This window comes from Paenibacillus rhizovicinus (genome assembly GCF_010365285.1).
GTDB classification, from domain to species: Bacteria; Bacillota; Bacilli; order Paenibacillales; family Paenibacillaceae; genus Paenibacillus_Z; species Paenibacillus_Z rhizovicinus.
The window spans coordinates 615,539-629,939 of the sequence record NZ_CP048286.1 but is presented as its reverse complement, the minus strand read 5'-3'; the positions used below and the strand labels follow the sequence as shown (position 1 = coordinate 629,939).

General features: G+C 55.1%; 15 protein-coding genes. 10 read left to right on the top strand and 5 right to left on the bottom strand.

Going from position 1 to position 14,401, the window contains the following annotated elements:
* Positions 1 to 11 precede the first annotated feature (11 nt).
* From GZH47_RS02860 to GZH47_RS02835, 6 genes are all read left to right on the top strand, one after another.
* Entirely contained in the window at positions 12 to 656 is a 645-nt protein-coding gene (locus GZH47_RS02860; protein WP_162638443.1) for a cysteine hydrolase family protein, read from the top strand.
* 63 nt (positions 657 to 719) lie between these two features.
* The gene (locus GZH47_RS02855; RefSeq protein ID WP_162638442.1) at positions 720 to 1,421 is read left to right on the top strand and encodes an ABC transporter ATP-binding protein; all 702 of its coding nucleotides are present in this window, start codon (positions 720 to 722) and stop codon (positions 1,419 to 1,421) included.
* A 12-nt stretch (positions 1,422 to 1,433) separates the two neighbouring features.
* Positions 1,434 to 2,702 (top strand): ABC transporter permease, encoded by a 1,269-nt coding sequence (locus GZH47_RS02850; protein ID WP_162638441.1) that lies wholly within the window; start codon positions 1,434 to 1,436, stop codon positions 2,700 to 2,702.
* Between the two features lies 1 nt (position 2,703).
* A complete protein-coding gene (locus tag GZH47_RS02845) occupies positions 2,704 to 3,435 on the top strand; it encodes an AAA family ATPase (RefSeq protein ID WP_162638440.1) in 732 nt (243 codons plus the stop codon).
* 39 nt (positions 3,436 to 3,474) lie between these two features.
* Positions 3,475 to 4,224 (top strand): oxygen-insensitive NADPH nitroreductase, encoded by a 750-nt coding sequence (gene nfsA, locus GZH47_RS02840; protein ID WP_162638439.1) that lies wholly within the window; start codon positions 3,475 to 3,477, stop codon positions 4,222 to 4,224.
* A 51-nt stretch (positions 4,225 to 4,275) separates the two neighbouring features.
* The gene (locus GZH47_RS02835; protein ID WP_162638438.1) at positions 4,276 to 5,442 is read left to right on the top strand and encodes a glycoside hydrolase family 26 protein; all 1,167 of its coding nucleotides are present in this window, start codon (positions 4,276 to 4,278) and stop codon (positions 5,440 to 5,442) included.
* Between the two features lie 166 nt (positions 5,443 to 5,608).
* On the opposite strand, the gene GZH47_RS02830 is transcribed toward GZH47_RS02835, so the two are convergent.
* The 5 genes from GZH47_RS02830 to GZH47_RS02810 all read right to left on the bottom strand — a co-directional run bounded on the left by GZH47_RS02830 (position 5,609) and on the right by GZH47_RS02810 (position 9,553).
* Complete coding sequence (locus GZH47_RS02830) at positions 5,609 to 6,502, bottom strand: IS3 family transposase (protein WP_162638437.1); 894 nt, start codon at positions 6,500 to 6,502, stop codon at positions 5,609 to 5,611.
* Positions 6,442 to 6,771 carry a helix-turn-helix domain-containing protein gene (locus GZH47_RS02825; RefSeq protein ID WP_162638436.1) on the bottom strand — a complete coding sequence of 110 codons (330 nt, stop codon included), beginning with the start codon at positions 6,769 to 6,771 and terminating at the stop codon, positions 6,442 to 6,444. The genes GZH47_RS02830 and GZH47_RS02825 overlap by 61 nt, the downstream gene beginning before the upstream one ends.
* A gap of 140 nt (positions 6,772 to 6,911) precedes the next feature.
* Positions 6,912 to 7,574: a molybdate ABC transporter permease subunit gene (gene modB / locus GZH47_RS02820; protein ID WP_162645047.1), complete on the bottom strand. Its 663-nt coding sequence runs from the start codon at positions 7,572 to 7,574 to the stop codon at positions 6,912 to 6,914.
* 29 nt (positions 7,575 to 7,603) lie between these two features.
* Positions 7,604 to 8,377, bottom strand: coding sequence for a molybdate ABC transporter substrate-binding protein (gene modA / locus GZH47_RS02815; protein ID WP_162638435.1), 774 nt, complete (start codon positions 8,375 to 8,377; stop codon positions 7,604 to 7,606).
* Between the two features lie 297 nt (positions 8,378 to 8,674).
* Positions 8,675 to 9,553: a cation diffusion facilitator family transporter gene (locus GZH47_RS02810; RefSeq protein ID WP_162638434.1), complete on the bottom strand. Its 879-nt coding sequence runs from the start codon at positions 9,551 to 9,553 to the stop codon at positions 8,675 to 8,677.
* 246 nt (positions 9,554 to 9,799) lie between these two features.
* Between GZH47_RS02810 and GZH47_RS02805 the strand changes: the two genes are divergently transcribed.
* The 4 genes from GZH47_RS02805 to GZH47_RS02790 all read left to right on the top strand — a co-directional run bounded on the left by GZH47_RS02805 (position 9,800) and on the right by GZH47_RS02790 (position 14,348).
* The gene (locus tag GZH47_RS02805; protein WP_162638433.1) at positions 9,800 to 10,342 is read left to right on the top strand and encodes an RNA polymerase sigma factor; all 543 of its coding nucleotides are present in this window, start codon (positions 9,800 to 9,802) and stop codon (positions 10,340 to 10,342) included.
* Positions 10,339 to 10,695, top strand: a complete 357-nt coding sequence (locus GZH47_RS02800) for a hypothetical protein (protein WP_162638432.1) — start codon at positions 10,339 to 10,341, stop codon at positions 10,693 to 10,695. Before GZH47_RS02805 ends, GZH47_RS02800 begins: the two co-directional genes overlap by 4 nt.
* A complete protein-coding gene (locus GZH47_RS02795) occupies positions 10,673 to 12,907 on the top strand; it encodes a hypothetical protein (protein ID WP_162638431.1) in 2,235 nt (744 codons plus the stop codon). Before GZH47_RS02800 ends, GZH47_RS02795 begins: the two co-directional genes overlap by 23 nt.
* A gap of 184 nt (positions 12,908 to 13,091) precedes the next feature.
* On the top strand, positions 13,092 to 14,348 hold the full coding sequence (locus GZH47_RS02790; protein WP_162638430.1) for a hypothetical protein: 1,257 nt from the start codon (positions 13,092 to 13,094) through the stop codon (positions 14,346 to 14,348).
* Positions 14,349 to 14,401 lie beyond the last annotated feature (53 nt).

The window sequence follows — 14,401 nt, the reverse complement described above, 5'->3', positions numbered from 1 at the left end:
GGTGACGGGTTATGAGCTATACGGAGCCGCATTGGCATCATTCCGTTTTGATTACGATCGATACGCAAAACGATTTCACGCTTCCCGGCGCGCCTGCCGAAATACCCGGAACGATGGACGTGATTCCGGCCATGGTTGAACTGCTGGAAGCCTATCGCGCGCAAGGGCTTCCTATCGTGCATGTCGTGCGCCTGTACGAAGAGAACGGCTCGAATGTCGACTTGTGCCGGAGGGCGCTCATCGAGAACGGAGCGCGCGTCGCTGCGCCGGAGAGCCCTGGTGCACAGCTCGTTGCGGAGCTGCTGCCTGCCGGAGCAGGTCCGATGCAAAGCGCCGCGCTGCTCCGCGGCGAGCTCCAGCCGGCCGGCGATCGGGAATGGATCGTGTATAAACCTCGTTGGGGCGCGTTCTACGAGACGGGGCTGGATGCCTTCCTGCGCGAACTGAACGTGGATACGGTCGTGTTCATCGGCTGCAATTTTCCGAACTGTCCGCGTACGTCTATATACGAAGCGAGCGAGCGGGACTATCGTGCCGTCATGGTGAAGGATGCGATGTCCCAAGTGTACGAGAAGGGGATTCAGGAATTGTCCGCGATCGGCGTGAACGTCCTTGCGAAGGACGAAGTATTAGCCATTCTGAACGATTTAAATTAGGGAATCGATTGGCGGCCGCATCGCGAAGCGCGGCAGCTGCCGACGATTGGGAGGAATTTGGACATGTCGGTGCTAGAGGTGGACATCCGGAAAGCCGGATATACGGCGGATGCGGACGTCATTAGGAATATCGCATTCTCGATTGAAGCAGGAGAGCTGGTCGGCTTGATCGGTCCGAACGGCGCGGGGAAGAGCACGACGATCAAATCGCTGCTCGGTCTCACGCGCTACGTCGACGGAAGCGTGCAATTCGGCGGCGAACAAGGCCGTTATGCGTACGTGCCGGAGCAGCCGGTGCTCTATGAATATATGACGCTGTGGGAACATCTGCAGCTCGCGGCAGCCGCGTACGAGCTGGACGAGGCGACGTTCCTGCAGCGGGCGGAGCTGATGCTGGAACGGTTTCGGCTATCGGACGAGCGGCATAAGCTGCCGACCGGCTTCTCGAAAGGGATGCAGCAGAAGATGATGCTCATCATCGGGTTCCTGCTCAAGCCGGACGTATACGTGGTGGATGAGCCGTTCGTCGGGCTCGATCCCCGGGCGACGAGGGATTTCCTCGAGCTGCTGCAGGATGAACGCGAACGGGGAGCGGGCGTGTTGATGTGCACGCACGTACTGGATACCGCCGAACGGATCTGCGAACGCATTATCCTTATCAACAGCGGGTCGATCGTGGCGCAGGGCACGCTCGGCCAGGTGCGGGAGCAGGCGGGCTGCGCGGTCGATGCGCCGCTGACCGAATGCTTCTATGCACTGACGTAAGGGGGAAGAGGGATGAATAAGCTTACCGGCCGTTGGCGCATCGGAACCTTGTTCCGGCGAAGGCTCGGCCGCTTCTGGATCGAGCAGTGGAGAGCATGGCGCACGGCGCTGGACTGGACGGTCTGGCTGTACTTCATTCTGCCGATGCTGTGGGTCGGCGGCGGCACGTATGTGGATCTGTGGCATGATCCGCCGCATTGGCTGACGCAGCTGCCGATGTGGACCGGGGAACGACTGCCGCTCTTCGTCGTCTTCATCGGCAGGCTGCGGACGTTCACGGAAGAAGCCGACGTACTGTTCTTGATTCAGAAGCGGTCCTGGGGCCGGGGACTCTTGGTGCGCGGAACGGCGTATACCGCACTGGTTCTGTTATTCATGACAACGCTCGTGTATGCGCTGTTGTTCCCGTTCTTCATCGCGGTCCATCATTTCCCGGCATCGCACATCGTTGTCATGATTCTATACACTTGGGTATGGGCGTGCATCGGCGCAGTATGGAGGAATTTGATCGAGGCCCGATTCTTGGGATTACTCAAGTGGGTCGTCAAGACGGCGGTCACGCTGCTGCTTGCGGCTGCGTACCTCGTGCCGATGATTGCGATCGGGACCTCTCCGCTGCAGCTTCTGGCACCGCTGCTCATCGGCGCGGCGGCATTAGGTTTGCTGCTGCGCATTAAACTGCGCGCAAGGGATACATTCGAATCCGATGCGCAGCAGGAGCAGCACGCGAGATTGGCCAGCACGCAATTGTTGCTGCGGAACGTCATCGAGCGGAGGCCGCGGGTCAAGCTCAGCCGTCCAGTGATGCTGCGCCGCTCGAACCGGATTTTCAAGCCGTTCAACGGCGAAACGATCCATGCCGAAATGATAGTGAAAGCATTCATTCGCCGGCTGCCGCTCATTCGCACCTGGCTGATCTTCGTATTCATTTCCACCGCTGCAGTCGCCTTGTCGCCCGCCGTGATCAAGCCCTTCGTCATGATAGCGCTCCTGCTGCTGCTGTCGACTTGGGTCATCTCTCACTGGCGCGGCATGATCGCCGAACCGTTCTTCGCTCAGTTTCAGTGGCAGGATGCCGTCTTGCGGAAATCGGCTGGCCGCGTACGATTCTGGCTCGTCTTACCAGCCGCGGCATGCTTCAGCATCGTCGGCGGCCTGCAGGTATACGGTCTGCCCGGGCTGATGGCGATCGCGCCCGGCATATTGATTTGGCTGCTGCTCAGCAACCTCATTACGTCGACCATGCTGCTGCGGACAGAGCGGAAAGGCGAAGGAGCCTAGCATGTACTTAAGAAGCGTCTCCATTGAGCGAGAAGAAGAGTTGGACAAACGGCAATATCCGTTCTCGATTCCGGTCATTCGTTCGTTAACGTCATTAAATTTCTCGTCGAACGTCACCTTCTTCGTCGGCGAAAACGGCTCCGGCAAGTCGACGCTGCTGGAAGCGATCGCTTACCGATGCGGATTTAATACAGCCGGGGGCGGGCGCAGCAACGCCTACGAGGTGGATGCATCGGGCTCCGCGCTGGGCAGTCATATCCGCTTATCCTGGCTGCCGAAGATCACGAACGGTTTCTTCCTGCGGGCGGAAACGTTCTACAGCTTCGCTTCCCATATCGATTCCATGCCGGAGTCGCTCCCTTATTACGGCGGCGTTTCGCTGCATAAGCAGTCCCATGGCGAGGCGTTTCTGTCGCTGTTCAAGCACCGTTTCGGCAAAAAGGCAATCTACCTGCTGGACGAGCCCGAGGCCGCGCTGTCGCCGGCCAGACAGCTGGCGCTCATGCGGATCATGCATGATTTGGAGCAGGAAGCCCAGTTCATCGTGGCGACGCACTCGCCGATTCTGCTTGGCTACCCGGATGCGCAAATATTCGATTTTGACTCGGCTCCCGTCAAGGAAATCCGATATGAGGATACGCTGCATTACATCGTGACGAGAAGGTTTCTGGACAATCGGGACCGGGTGTTGAAGGAACTGTTCGCTGACGACGATGACGAGGACGAGGACTGAATAGAAGGCAAATGTTAGCTTCACCAAGGAGGACTACCCATGAATGAAACGATAGCATTAATGAAAGCACACCGCTCGATCCGGAAATTTGCGCCAACCGCCGTGACCGACGAGCAGCTGAAACAGATCCTGACCGCGGCGCAGGCGGCATCTACTTCTTCCAACATTCAAGCTTACAGCGTAATCGGCGTTCGGAGCGAGGAGAAGCGAAACCGGCTGGCTGAGCTGACCGGCAATCAGAAGCATGTCGCGGAGGCGCCATTATTCCTCGTCTGGTGCGCGGATCTGAACCGGCTTCAGGCGGCAGTCAGACATCACAAGGAGCAGGCGGACTTCGAGCTGACGCATAATACCGAGGCATTCCTCATGGCGACAGTAGATACGGCGTTAGCTGCCCAAAATGCGGCCGTTGCCGCGGAATCGCTCGGTCTCGGCGTCGTCTATATCGGCGGAATTCGCAACCGGCCGCAGGAAGTGTCAGAGCTGCTAAAGCTTCCGAAGCTGGTTTATCCGGTGTTCGGGATGTGTGTCGGCATTCCGGATCAGCTGCCGGATTTGAGGCCAAGGCTGCCGGTGTCGGTCGTTTATCACGAGGAAGCCTATTCCGATGCAGGCTTCGCGGAAGGGATTGCCGCTTATGACGCGACCATCTCCCATTATTATGAAGTGCGTTCCGGCGGCGGGAAAACCTCCCGGTGGTCGCAGGAGATGACCGCGAGATTCCGTCAGGAGCTGCTGCGGCCGCATATGTACGACTTTTTGATCAGTCAGGGTTTCCAGCTGGACTGAAGCATTGCCGATGCGGTGATTGCGTAACGACGATTGTAGAGGAGATTGTTTATGACGTTAAATAACGACTTGTCCATAATGCCTGACCATGCTCGTCCGCCGATCTCGACCGAGGACTTCGACTTAAGCCCCGTCCGGCTTGTTGACGCAGCGGCGACGGACGAAACGGTTTCGCTGTTCGCTTTTCTCCGGGGTATCGCGGGCAGGTATATCATGTTCGGGCATCAGAACGACACGACGGAATCGGTCGTCACGAATGCGGCCGGCGGGTCGGATACGTTCGCGGCCGTTGGCGCGTACCCGGCGGTGTTCGGAATCGGCGTGCGGATGAATGCAAGCGAGCTGATCGCGATCGCCAAGGACATTCATGCGAAGAACGGCATCGTCACGCTGGAGGATCATATGCCGAATTTCACGAGCGGCGGCAGCTTTTACGATATGACGCCGTGCGTGGAGCATATATTGCCGGGCGGGAAAGACCATGCGAAATTCGTAGCCCGGCTCGACGCGACAGCCGACTTCGCGAACGGGTTCAAGGACGACTCGGGCAAACTCGTGCCGGTCATTTACCGGCCGTTTCACGAGAATTCCGGCAACTGGTTCTGGTGGGGCAGCACGACAAGCACCCGGGAACAATACATAGCGCTGTGGCATTTCACGGTGCGGTATCTGCGGGACGAGAGAGGCGTTCGCAACTTCCTGTACGCGTACTCTCCTAACGGTCACTTCAAGGATGAAGCCGATTATCTCGACCGTTATCCCGGCGACGACTTCGTCGATCTCATCGGCATGGACATCTACGACGACCGGCCGGAATACGGCAGCGGTTGGATGGAAGCGACTATGCTGGATGCGCGAATCCTCGTCGGCATCGCCGAATCCAGAGGCAAGGTCGCGGCGCTGACGGAAGCGGGGCTTCGCTGGAACGCCGAGGACGGGCTGAAGCCGAGCGGCAATACGGTGCCGGACTGGTTCAGCCTCCTGCATCGCACGTTGTCGGAGGATCCGGTCGCGAGCAAAATCGCTTATATGCTCACTTGGCGCAACGATAATCCGGGGGACGGACCGCCGCGGCATTTCTGGGTACCCTTCCGCGGGCATCCCGTGTACGGCGATCACGAGATGGTGGACGAGTTCGTGAAGTATTACAATCTCGACACGGTGCTGTTCGCGGACCGGCTGCGCGGCCAGTTCGATTTGAAAGTCCGGAAGGTATAATGGATGCGAATCGGTGCTAACGCCTTAGCAGGCAATGTTTTCTAATAGGATGCTGCTGCCCTTCGACTAACCTATTGACCTGGCCGCTTTAGCGTCTGTAACAAACTAAAAAACCTTCTTCAGGCCAACTGGTCAAGACCCCATTTAGTGGACATTGGAAAAAGCCCTAGGCAACAAGCTGACGCCGGTATTCGACCGGAGTCAGCTTGTTTAGTTTTCGTTGAGCCCTATCTTCATTGTAAAAGCGGATGTATTCCTCAATTCTTCTTTGTGCCTCATCGATGGATCGTATATCATAAGGGTAGAGTGCTTCTACTTTCAGATGAGAGAAGAAGCTCTCCATTGAGGCATTGTCATAACAATTGCCTCGGCGTGACATGCTGATTTGGGCGCCAACCTGTGGCAGCATGTCGTGGTAAGCATGGGACGTGTACTGGCTTCCTTGATCGCTGTGAACGATCAGCCCAGTCACGTCTTTATGTTTTTCAAACGCCTTCCTAAACGTCTCTAGCACAAGCGGATTGTCATTGTGACGACTGATGTGGTATCCGACGATTTCGTTGTTCCACAAATCCTTGATCGCCGATAAGTAAATTCTCTCATCGAATACGCGATATTGCGTCACATCTGTTACCCATTTTTGATTGGGTTTATCCGCCTTAAAGTTTCTTTGTAACATGTTTGCTGCTATTCTGCCATCTGAAACAGCTGCTTCGTAGCTTGTTCGATGTACATATTTACGACGTATAATCGCTTTTATGCCAAGCTCCTGCATCAAGCGTAATACTTTCTTATGGTTCACTATGAGGTCATATTGACGAGATAGCTCATCCTGTATGCGGCGGTACCCTACGGTCTTGTCGCGCTGTTCGTAGATGGCTTTGATTTTGTTCTTCAGATCTTCATCAGGATCGTGGTCTTTACGGTTTAGATAGGAGTAGTAACCACTTCGACTGATCCCCAGATATGCACACAATTCCTTGACAGTTCGTTTACTTTTCAACTCGTCGATGACGATGTGTTTGCTTTGCAGCCCTCCCGATTCAAGATTTGTAACCACTTTTTTAGCACCTCAACCTCCATGTAGAGCCGCTTGAGCTCACGTTCTTGCTTCGTTTCATCTCGATGTGGGTTACCTCGTCTGTCCTCGAATGCAGAGACTCCCTTTTCGCGATACTTCCTCATCCAACGCTTCACTCGATCCTTATCCTGAATTTCCAAATGTGCTGTAATCCGACTGTAACTCCAACGTTCCTCAACATGCAGTCGAATAGCCTCAACCTTAATCGATTCCGGATAATGATGAAATTTTTGTCCTTTAATCGCCATAAAAAAGCACCCCCTAGAATTTCATCGGATTAACCTAGGGGTTTTTCCAATGTCTATTCTAAGGGGTGCACTGCAAACCAGGCCGAAGAAGGTTTTTTGCCATTCGTTATGAGTACTGCGCGTCCAACGCAGTTCGATCATTAATCCCTGGACATCTGGTCAACGAGCAGCAGCATCAGGAAGGAGAGACCGATCATCGCGCCAGCCCATGCCCATGCCATCGTCATGCTCCCGCCGTCCGAAGCCACGTAAATCGCCGTCGGAATCGTTTGCGTTCGTCCGGGAATATTGCCCGCGACCATCAAGGTAGCCCCGAATTCGCCGAGCCCCCGGCAGAAGCCGAGAATATATCCGGTCGCGAGTGATCGCGCGGCCAGCGGAACCGTAACATAGCGGAACACCTGCCATTCGCCTGCTCCCATCGCTCTAGCGGCGTTCTCGAGATCGGCGTCCACGCCTTGCAGCCCTGTCTTGATCGTCCGGTAAGCGAGCGGGAAGGCCACCACAGCGGCCGCGATAACGGCGGATTCCCAAGTGAACAGAATCGGCCCGCCGAAGAGCGATTCATACGCTTTGCCGACCCAGCTGCGCCTTCCGAGAACGACGAGCAGCACGAATCCGACGACGGTCGGAGGCAGAACAAGCGGGAGGAGCAGGATGGTTTCGAGAATGCTTTTGCCGATGAACCGCGCTTTGGCCATGCGCCATGCAATCAACAGCGAGGCCGCGAAGACGAGGACGCTGGCAACGACGGAGATTTGTACGGATAATCCGATCGGGTCGAAGAACGTGTTCCAATCCATCATATGACTCCTTCTGTCAACGGCAATGATTAATTCTTGAATCCGAATTTCACGAACACGGCATTCGCTTCGTTCGTTTGCAAGTAGGCGTAGAAAGCTTTCGCTTCAGCGGCATGCTTCGTTTCTTTCACGACGCCTGCAGGGTAGAGAATCGGGCTGTGCACGTCATCGGTGATTTTCAGCGCGATCTTCACTTTGCTCGACGTAAGTGCATCCGTCTTGTAGACGAAGCCCGCATCGACGTTGCCGGTTTCCACGTAGGTCAGCACTTGGCGGACATCCTTCGCGTATACGAGCTTCGATTGGAGCGGATTCCAGACATTGCGCGTCGTCAACGTTTCTTTGGCATATTGTCCGGCAGGAACGGATTCCGGCTGACCGACCGCGATTTTCTTGATGGATTTGTTCGTCAATTCTTTGACCGTCGTAAATGTGAACTTGGAATTAGCAGGCACGACCATGACGAGAACGTTCTTGAGCAGCGTCGCATGATCGCCGATCAGCGATTCTTTCACGAGCGTATCCATTTGCTTCCGGCCGGCCGAGAAGAAGATATCCGCAGGAGCGCCTTGCTCGATTTGCTTCTGCAGCGTGCCCGAAGAGCCGTAATTGAAGACGAGATCGATATCCGGATGCTTCTTCTCGTAGGTTTTCTCGATGACGTCGAGGCTGTCCTTCAAGCTGGCCGCCGCGGATACGAGCAGTTCGGTCTTCTTGGCCGCGGCTGCGGACGGTTGGACCTGCAGTGTCAAAGCCGCGGTCAGAAGCGCAAGACTGAGTGCGTAAGCCGTCGTTTTTTTCATGGAAATGCCTCCTCGAATCGTTTGCCCTCTAATGTCAGTAATCGTAACATAACTCTATTTTATTTTGTAGTATTTTCATCTATTTAGATAGATTTAGATATAACCAGTATTTTCTTGCTATACAAAAAGACCCGCAAGCTGCCATTGGCTGCCTGCGGGTGCAAGGGCTGAAAGGATGAATGATAGATTGCAAAACGAGCGATAGACCGACAAACGAACCTGCAGCTGCAAAACGAACATGCGGATGGAAAAAGGAAGAACGCAAACGAATGAATGAAGCCCACAGTTCCTGACGGCCTAACGTGCCGCTTCGAAGGGTTCGATATGAATATGAACATGCGAAATCTGGTGCTGATCGTACATTTGCTTCTCGACCTGTTCCGTAATCTCGTGGCTCTCCGTTACGTTAAGCAGGTGGTGGACGCCGATCGTCACGTCGACCAGCTTATTGTTGCCATGGATGCGGGCTTTGATATCGATGATTTTCTCGACGCCGGGCACTTCCCGGATGGTCCGCTTGATCACTTGCAGCTCCTGGTCGTCGAAACCGTCCGTCAACGCATGCGTCGCATCGCGGAAGATGCCCCATGCCGTCTTCAATATCATCAATCCCACAAGAAGAGCGGTCAATGGGTCCAGCCAAGGCAGGCCGAATTGCGCTCCTACTATTCCGATGAACGCGCCGGCGCTGACCATGGCATCGGACCGGTTGTCCTGTGCCGCGGCGAGCATCGCTTGACTGTTGATTTGCTTCGCCAGCCGGGAGTTATACAAGTAGACCGCGTAGATCGCGACGGCAGATAGGATCGCCGCCCAAGCGGCAATGCTGCCTTGCGAAGTGACGTGCGGCGAGCGGAATGATCCGATCGCTTGGTAGAGTACTTGTAAGCCGACCGCGAACATAATGAAGGATGCGATCATCGCCGATACGGTCTCCGCCCTGAAATGGCCGTAACGGTGGTCCTTGTCCGGCGGCTTGCGCGATATGCGAAGCCCGATCAACACCGCGATCGAAGCGATAATATCCGTCGAATTGTTCAAGCCGTCCGCCGACAGCGCCTCCGAGTTCGTCCAATACCCGATCGTCAGCTTGAACGCCGATAGGATGAGATAGGCAGCGATGCTGATCCATGCGCCTTTCTCGCCTTTCTTAATGTCTTCATATGCGCTTTCCATGCCCAACCTCCAATAATGAAACATTCGCTTTGTCATAATACAGGACCGAAACCGTGTGGGTCTAGAGAAACAGTGTTGTCGATGTCCTCAAAAATAAGCAGGGTACAACAATGTTGCGCATGTCCAAAAATGTGAGGTTACGGCATCTTGCATGCAAGAATGGAAAACGATACTTTTTTTCGTTTCTCTTGCAACTTCTTGGAAACTTCATGCATCATCATGAAGTGGAGAGGTGGGAGAAGCTGGTTGGATGTCGTCGAGCGTTTATTGCACAAAGATGAAGATGCCCTGCGGCTGCTGATGGAAATGTACGGCGACCGGCTGCTCCGAACGGCGTATTTGCTGCTGAAGGACGTTCAAGCCGCGGAAGAAGCGGTGCAAGATACATTCATACAGGCTTTTCATAAAATCGGACAGCTGCAGGAGCCCGCCAAGCTGGGCGCATGGCTCCTGCGCATTACGCTGAATCGCTGCCGCATGAAACAGCGGACCCGGAGCTGGCGGCATATGCTGCCGGATTTGCGGGCGGAGAGGGAGACGGAGCTTGCCGAGCCGGGTCCGGAAGACGCGCTGCTGCTTGGGCTCCAGCAAACGCAGCTGCACGAGGCGATCGGCCGTTTGGATTACAAATATCGCGAGGTCATTACGTTGTACTATTACCAGGAGTTGTCGATCGCGGACATTACGGAGCAGCTGCAGGCGAACGAGAACACGATCAAAGCGCGTTTGGCGCGCGGACGCAAACAGTTGAAAATCATTTTGGAAGCCGACCAGGGGGGATGGACATGAACGAGCGCGAGCAGGGAGAACGAGCCGGCGTGAAGGCAGCGCTTGACAGGGAGCTGGGTCGGCTGCTTTTCTCCGGACAGGAAAAAGTGCTCGGGCAGACGCATCCCCGAGGCTTGCAGAGCAGGCTGCATGCCATCTGGAACAAGGAATTAGAGATTCCTCTCGTCCCGGCGGCGGCCATCATAGCGGTGCTTGCCGGAACGCTGGTCCTCGGACGTATGCGAAGCGACCCGATCGTCGACCGAACGGATTCGGCCGTGAACCGCGTGCTTGTCGTCGAAGGCAAGAACGTCTATTGGCAGGATGACTACGAGAGGGCGGTGGCCTCCATTGAAGCTGAAGATTCGCGTTAAGGTGAAGCATTTGGTGATGGGCTTAGTCTCTGCCTCCTTGTTGATCGGCTTCGGCTATAAAGCGATGCCGATCATGGCCGATCTTGCAGGCGTGGATCCGTCCGGCTGGGATGCGGATGCATCGAAATGGAAGCATATTCAAAAGGATGTGCTGAACGACGGCTCGGATACGCTCACACATGCGTTTCAAGTTTATGTCGGACCGGATAATACGTTCGGCACAGGCATTCCCGGTATAAAACCGAAAATGCCTTGGGATGCGAAGCTTCCCTTGCTGATCAGCTACGTGGAAGAAGGACCGGCAGCCGGCACGTATCTATCGCAAGCGGCCAAGCAGCTGGCGCTCTATTATTCGTTGACAGGCGAGAACGACAAAGCCATCCAAGTATTGGAAACGGCGGAGCGGCGTCTGGGGAAGAACGAGACCTATCAACTCGTGCAGCTGCAGGTGGAGCAGGCACAGCAGCTCTTCCAGCTGGGCGAGTATGAGCAGGCGGAAGGGCTTTTGGACGAGATTCAGAAGCAAATGCTTAAAGCGCGGTTGTACAGTGCCGATTTAGACGTGCGTATTGCTCAGCTGAAAGCGAAGATATTGATGAGGCAAGGCAAACTGAGCCAAGCGTTGGACGACGTGAATCGGCAAATCGCGTCATCTCATGACGGGCCTTCATCGCGGGATGCCAAGCAAGACGGAGGAAGTCGGTTGGAACAGCTGGAGGCGCTGCGCCGCGTGCTCCAAGAACGGTCGGAAGAGTTGAAAGGCGCTTCGCTTTCCGTCGTATCCGGAACGGTCATCCGCAGCGATGGCACGCCAATGGCGCATGCAGGCGTCTTTCTGCGCACGCAGGACGCGATCAACCACAGCTTGACCGAAACGGAGCCGTACCAGATGATGACGGACGATCAAGGCCGCTATTCGTTCGCGGACGTGCTGCCCGGAGCCTATCAGCTGGCGCTCGGGTTTGATTACGATCAGATCGATGGCTGGGTATGGCCGGTCAATTATGATGAGTGGATTGATGTTGCCGTTGGGAAAGACGTGACCTACCCGGTCGTGCTGCAACCGCTGATGAGCGTCACGGCACCCGTGAATAATGCCGTATTGACCGGCGACGGCGTAACGTTCAGCTGGCAGCCCGTCGAAGGGGCAGCCTACTACAAGCTGTTAGGAACGATCGATATGAAGGATATGCACGGAACGAGCTCCATTGGCGTTACCATTCACGACCGCATTCCGGGCCATGCAGTCCATGTTCCGATGGATACGCTGTATAATGTGACATCCGGCTTCGCCTACAATACGATTGATGACAAGCTTGTTCCGGATCCGTTCACCTTGCTCGCCTTCGCGTATCCCGGCAAACGGTTCGCTTGGAACGTAGAGGCCTATGACAGCAAGGGGAACAAGCTGACGCAAAGCAACGGGTACCGGTTAACGAAGAATACGATGGGCGACCTTCCGTTCTTCAGTTTGAAAGCAAGGACGTTGACGCAAGCAGACCAGCTATTGCTTGACAACCGCGTGGATGATGCCATGGCCGCGTATAAGTCAGCCTGGGAATCGGATCATACGGATGCGTATAGCTTAGGGAAGATTATCAAGCTCTACGGCGTACTCGACGAAGACGACAGGTCGAATACAACGAGCAAGCAGGAATTGCTTCCCTATGAACTGCACATGGCGGAGCTTAATCCGCGACTAAGCGATTGTTATTGGCTGATGGAGTATTATCGGGATCTTCGGGATTGGGATAGAGTCAGACAGTATTACGAACTCGGTCTGGGGCTGGATCAATACGACAGCGTCGCCTATATCAAATCGGAGTACGCTTCGGCCTTATTGTCGCAAGGGAAGATCGACGAGGCGCTTGAGCTGCTGGCGGAGGTCGTTCCCCAAGATAACAACCACGAGGAGATTGGACCGTATCTTGCCGCGGATATATATGTATCGGGTTCTCTCGCGCATGCCATGACGATCGCGGAACTGTACCCGGAGCGGGAAATTGGCGAGTCCAAGGTCACGGATTGGTTGAAACTGCTACAGATGATGAAAGCGGAAAGTATCGAAAAGTCCGCTTATATGAAGGAGCTCAAACAAGCGTTGTTATGGCAATGCACCGGCAGGCAAGATGAACTTGACCAATGGGATAAGTCGGCCGACTATCGGGCAATGGGTCATTTCCTGTCGGCGTTAGCGAACAAAATCGATTAAGACCGCGCGGCGAATAGCCGGCAAAAAGAAGCAGCGTCGAAGCGAGACGCTGCTTCTTTTGCTTGTCGAATGGCGGCTGCTAGAGGATTATCGATATAGATAGATACGAAAATCACCTGTATAATGTCATCTGTAACATTGCGCGTTTCTAGCACTCATTTCTGTCATGCTTTGAGGTGAAATAATGTCACGCCATATATGGAAATCCGCCGCTTCGGAAGCAGCCGACAGCGGACGCGATGTGATCAGTCTATTGGTTTCTTCTATTGACAGCTCCGAGGAGCCGGTTAAGCTGGACGGTCAGGAACTGGCTGAAGCGATACGAAACGCCTTGTTTCCGCTTGACAGCCGCTGGTCCGCCAATATGCGCCGGGCAAGCGCGTCGATTCGGAAGGACAACAACTTTGACGTGGCGCTCAGGAGCGATGACGGAATCCGTTTGGTTTCATCCGGGACGGCGGACCTGTTCGGACTTACGCCGGCGACGAAAGCAGCGCAAAAGCTGTTCGAATTCATGCAGTCCACTCGTGACATCGACAGTCTGCGAGCGAGCTCACAACATCTTCATGCCCCGGCTGTTCTAGCTTATGGCAAACTGCTGCGCGCATTGTTAAACTTGCGCGCAGCGATTATTATCGAGCTGGCTGCGCCCGCAGGCCCGTGCCGCGAAACGGAGCTTAGCGTTCAGCAGCTGCAGGATGCCGTGTCCTACATCGAGGAGACGGAGATATCGTCCATCTTCTTGCGAGTCAGGGGCAGCCTGCAAGCGTTCAATCCCGCAGGCAAGCTCTTCCTGCTGGAAGGGGAAGACGGCCGGCGGTTTACCGGCCGTATAACGAAAGAAATCGCGCAGCATTATACCAAAGCTGCTCCGATCACGAAGCTCCCTATCCTCTCGGAAGCGCTTATCGAGCGACGAACGGCCTATCAGGCTAGCATCGATGCAGCATCGACCGTCGACATTCTGACGGAACTGGACACCGATCCCGGCGAGAATCGGGAAGAATTAGAAGCGAGGTTCCAGAAGGTATATAACCGGTTGAAAACAGCCCTGGCGCATGAAGACGATTATTTGCAAACCATCCCCGTGTCCGCAGCCGACTATTCGGAACTGACAGAGCTGACGGACCGTTTGCTTGCCAGCAACCCGAGCAAAGGCGCACGCCGGACAATGGATTCTTCTGACTTGACCGACCTGCACATGCTGCTGGCAGAGAGCAAGCCTATCGGCAGATTAGCGTTGTCGGACGAAGGTGATTTCGAAGATACGGACGATATCGACGCGGATCACTACGTCCACGATCCGTCAGCGCGCGCCGCGAAGAGCAAGGCCGCCGCGGAGAGGAGCAGGCTCGCGTCCGCTGCCTTTGCCGACAGCGTCAAACTAGCCGGCAGGCTGCTGAAAGTGATCGATGCCCTGCATGACGATACGCCTATATAGTCTTAAACGCTCATAAGAAAGCTGCCGACTACCATTCGACAGCTTTTTTTAAT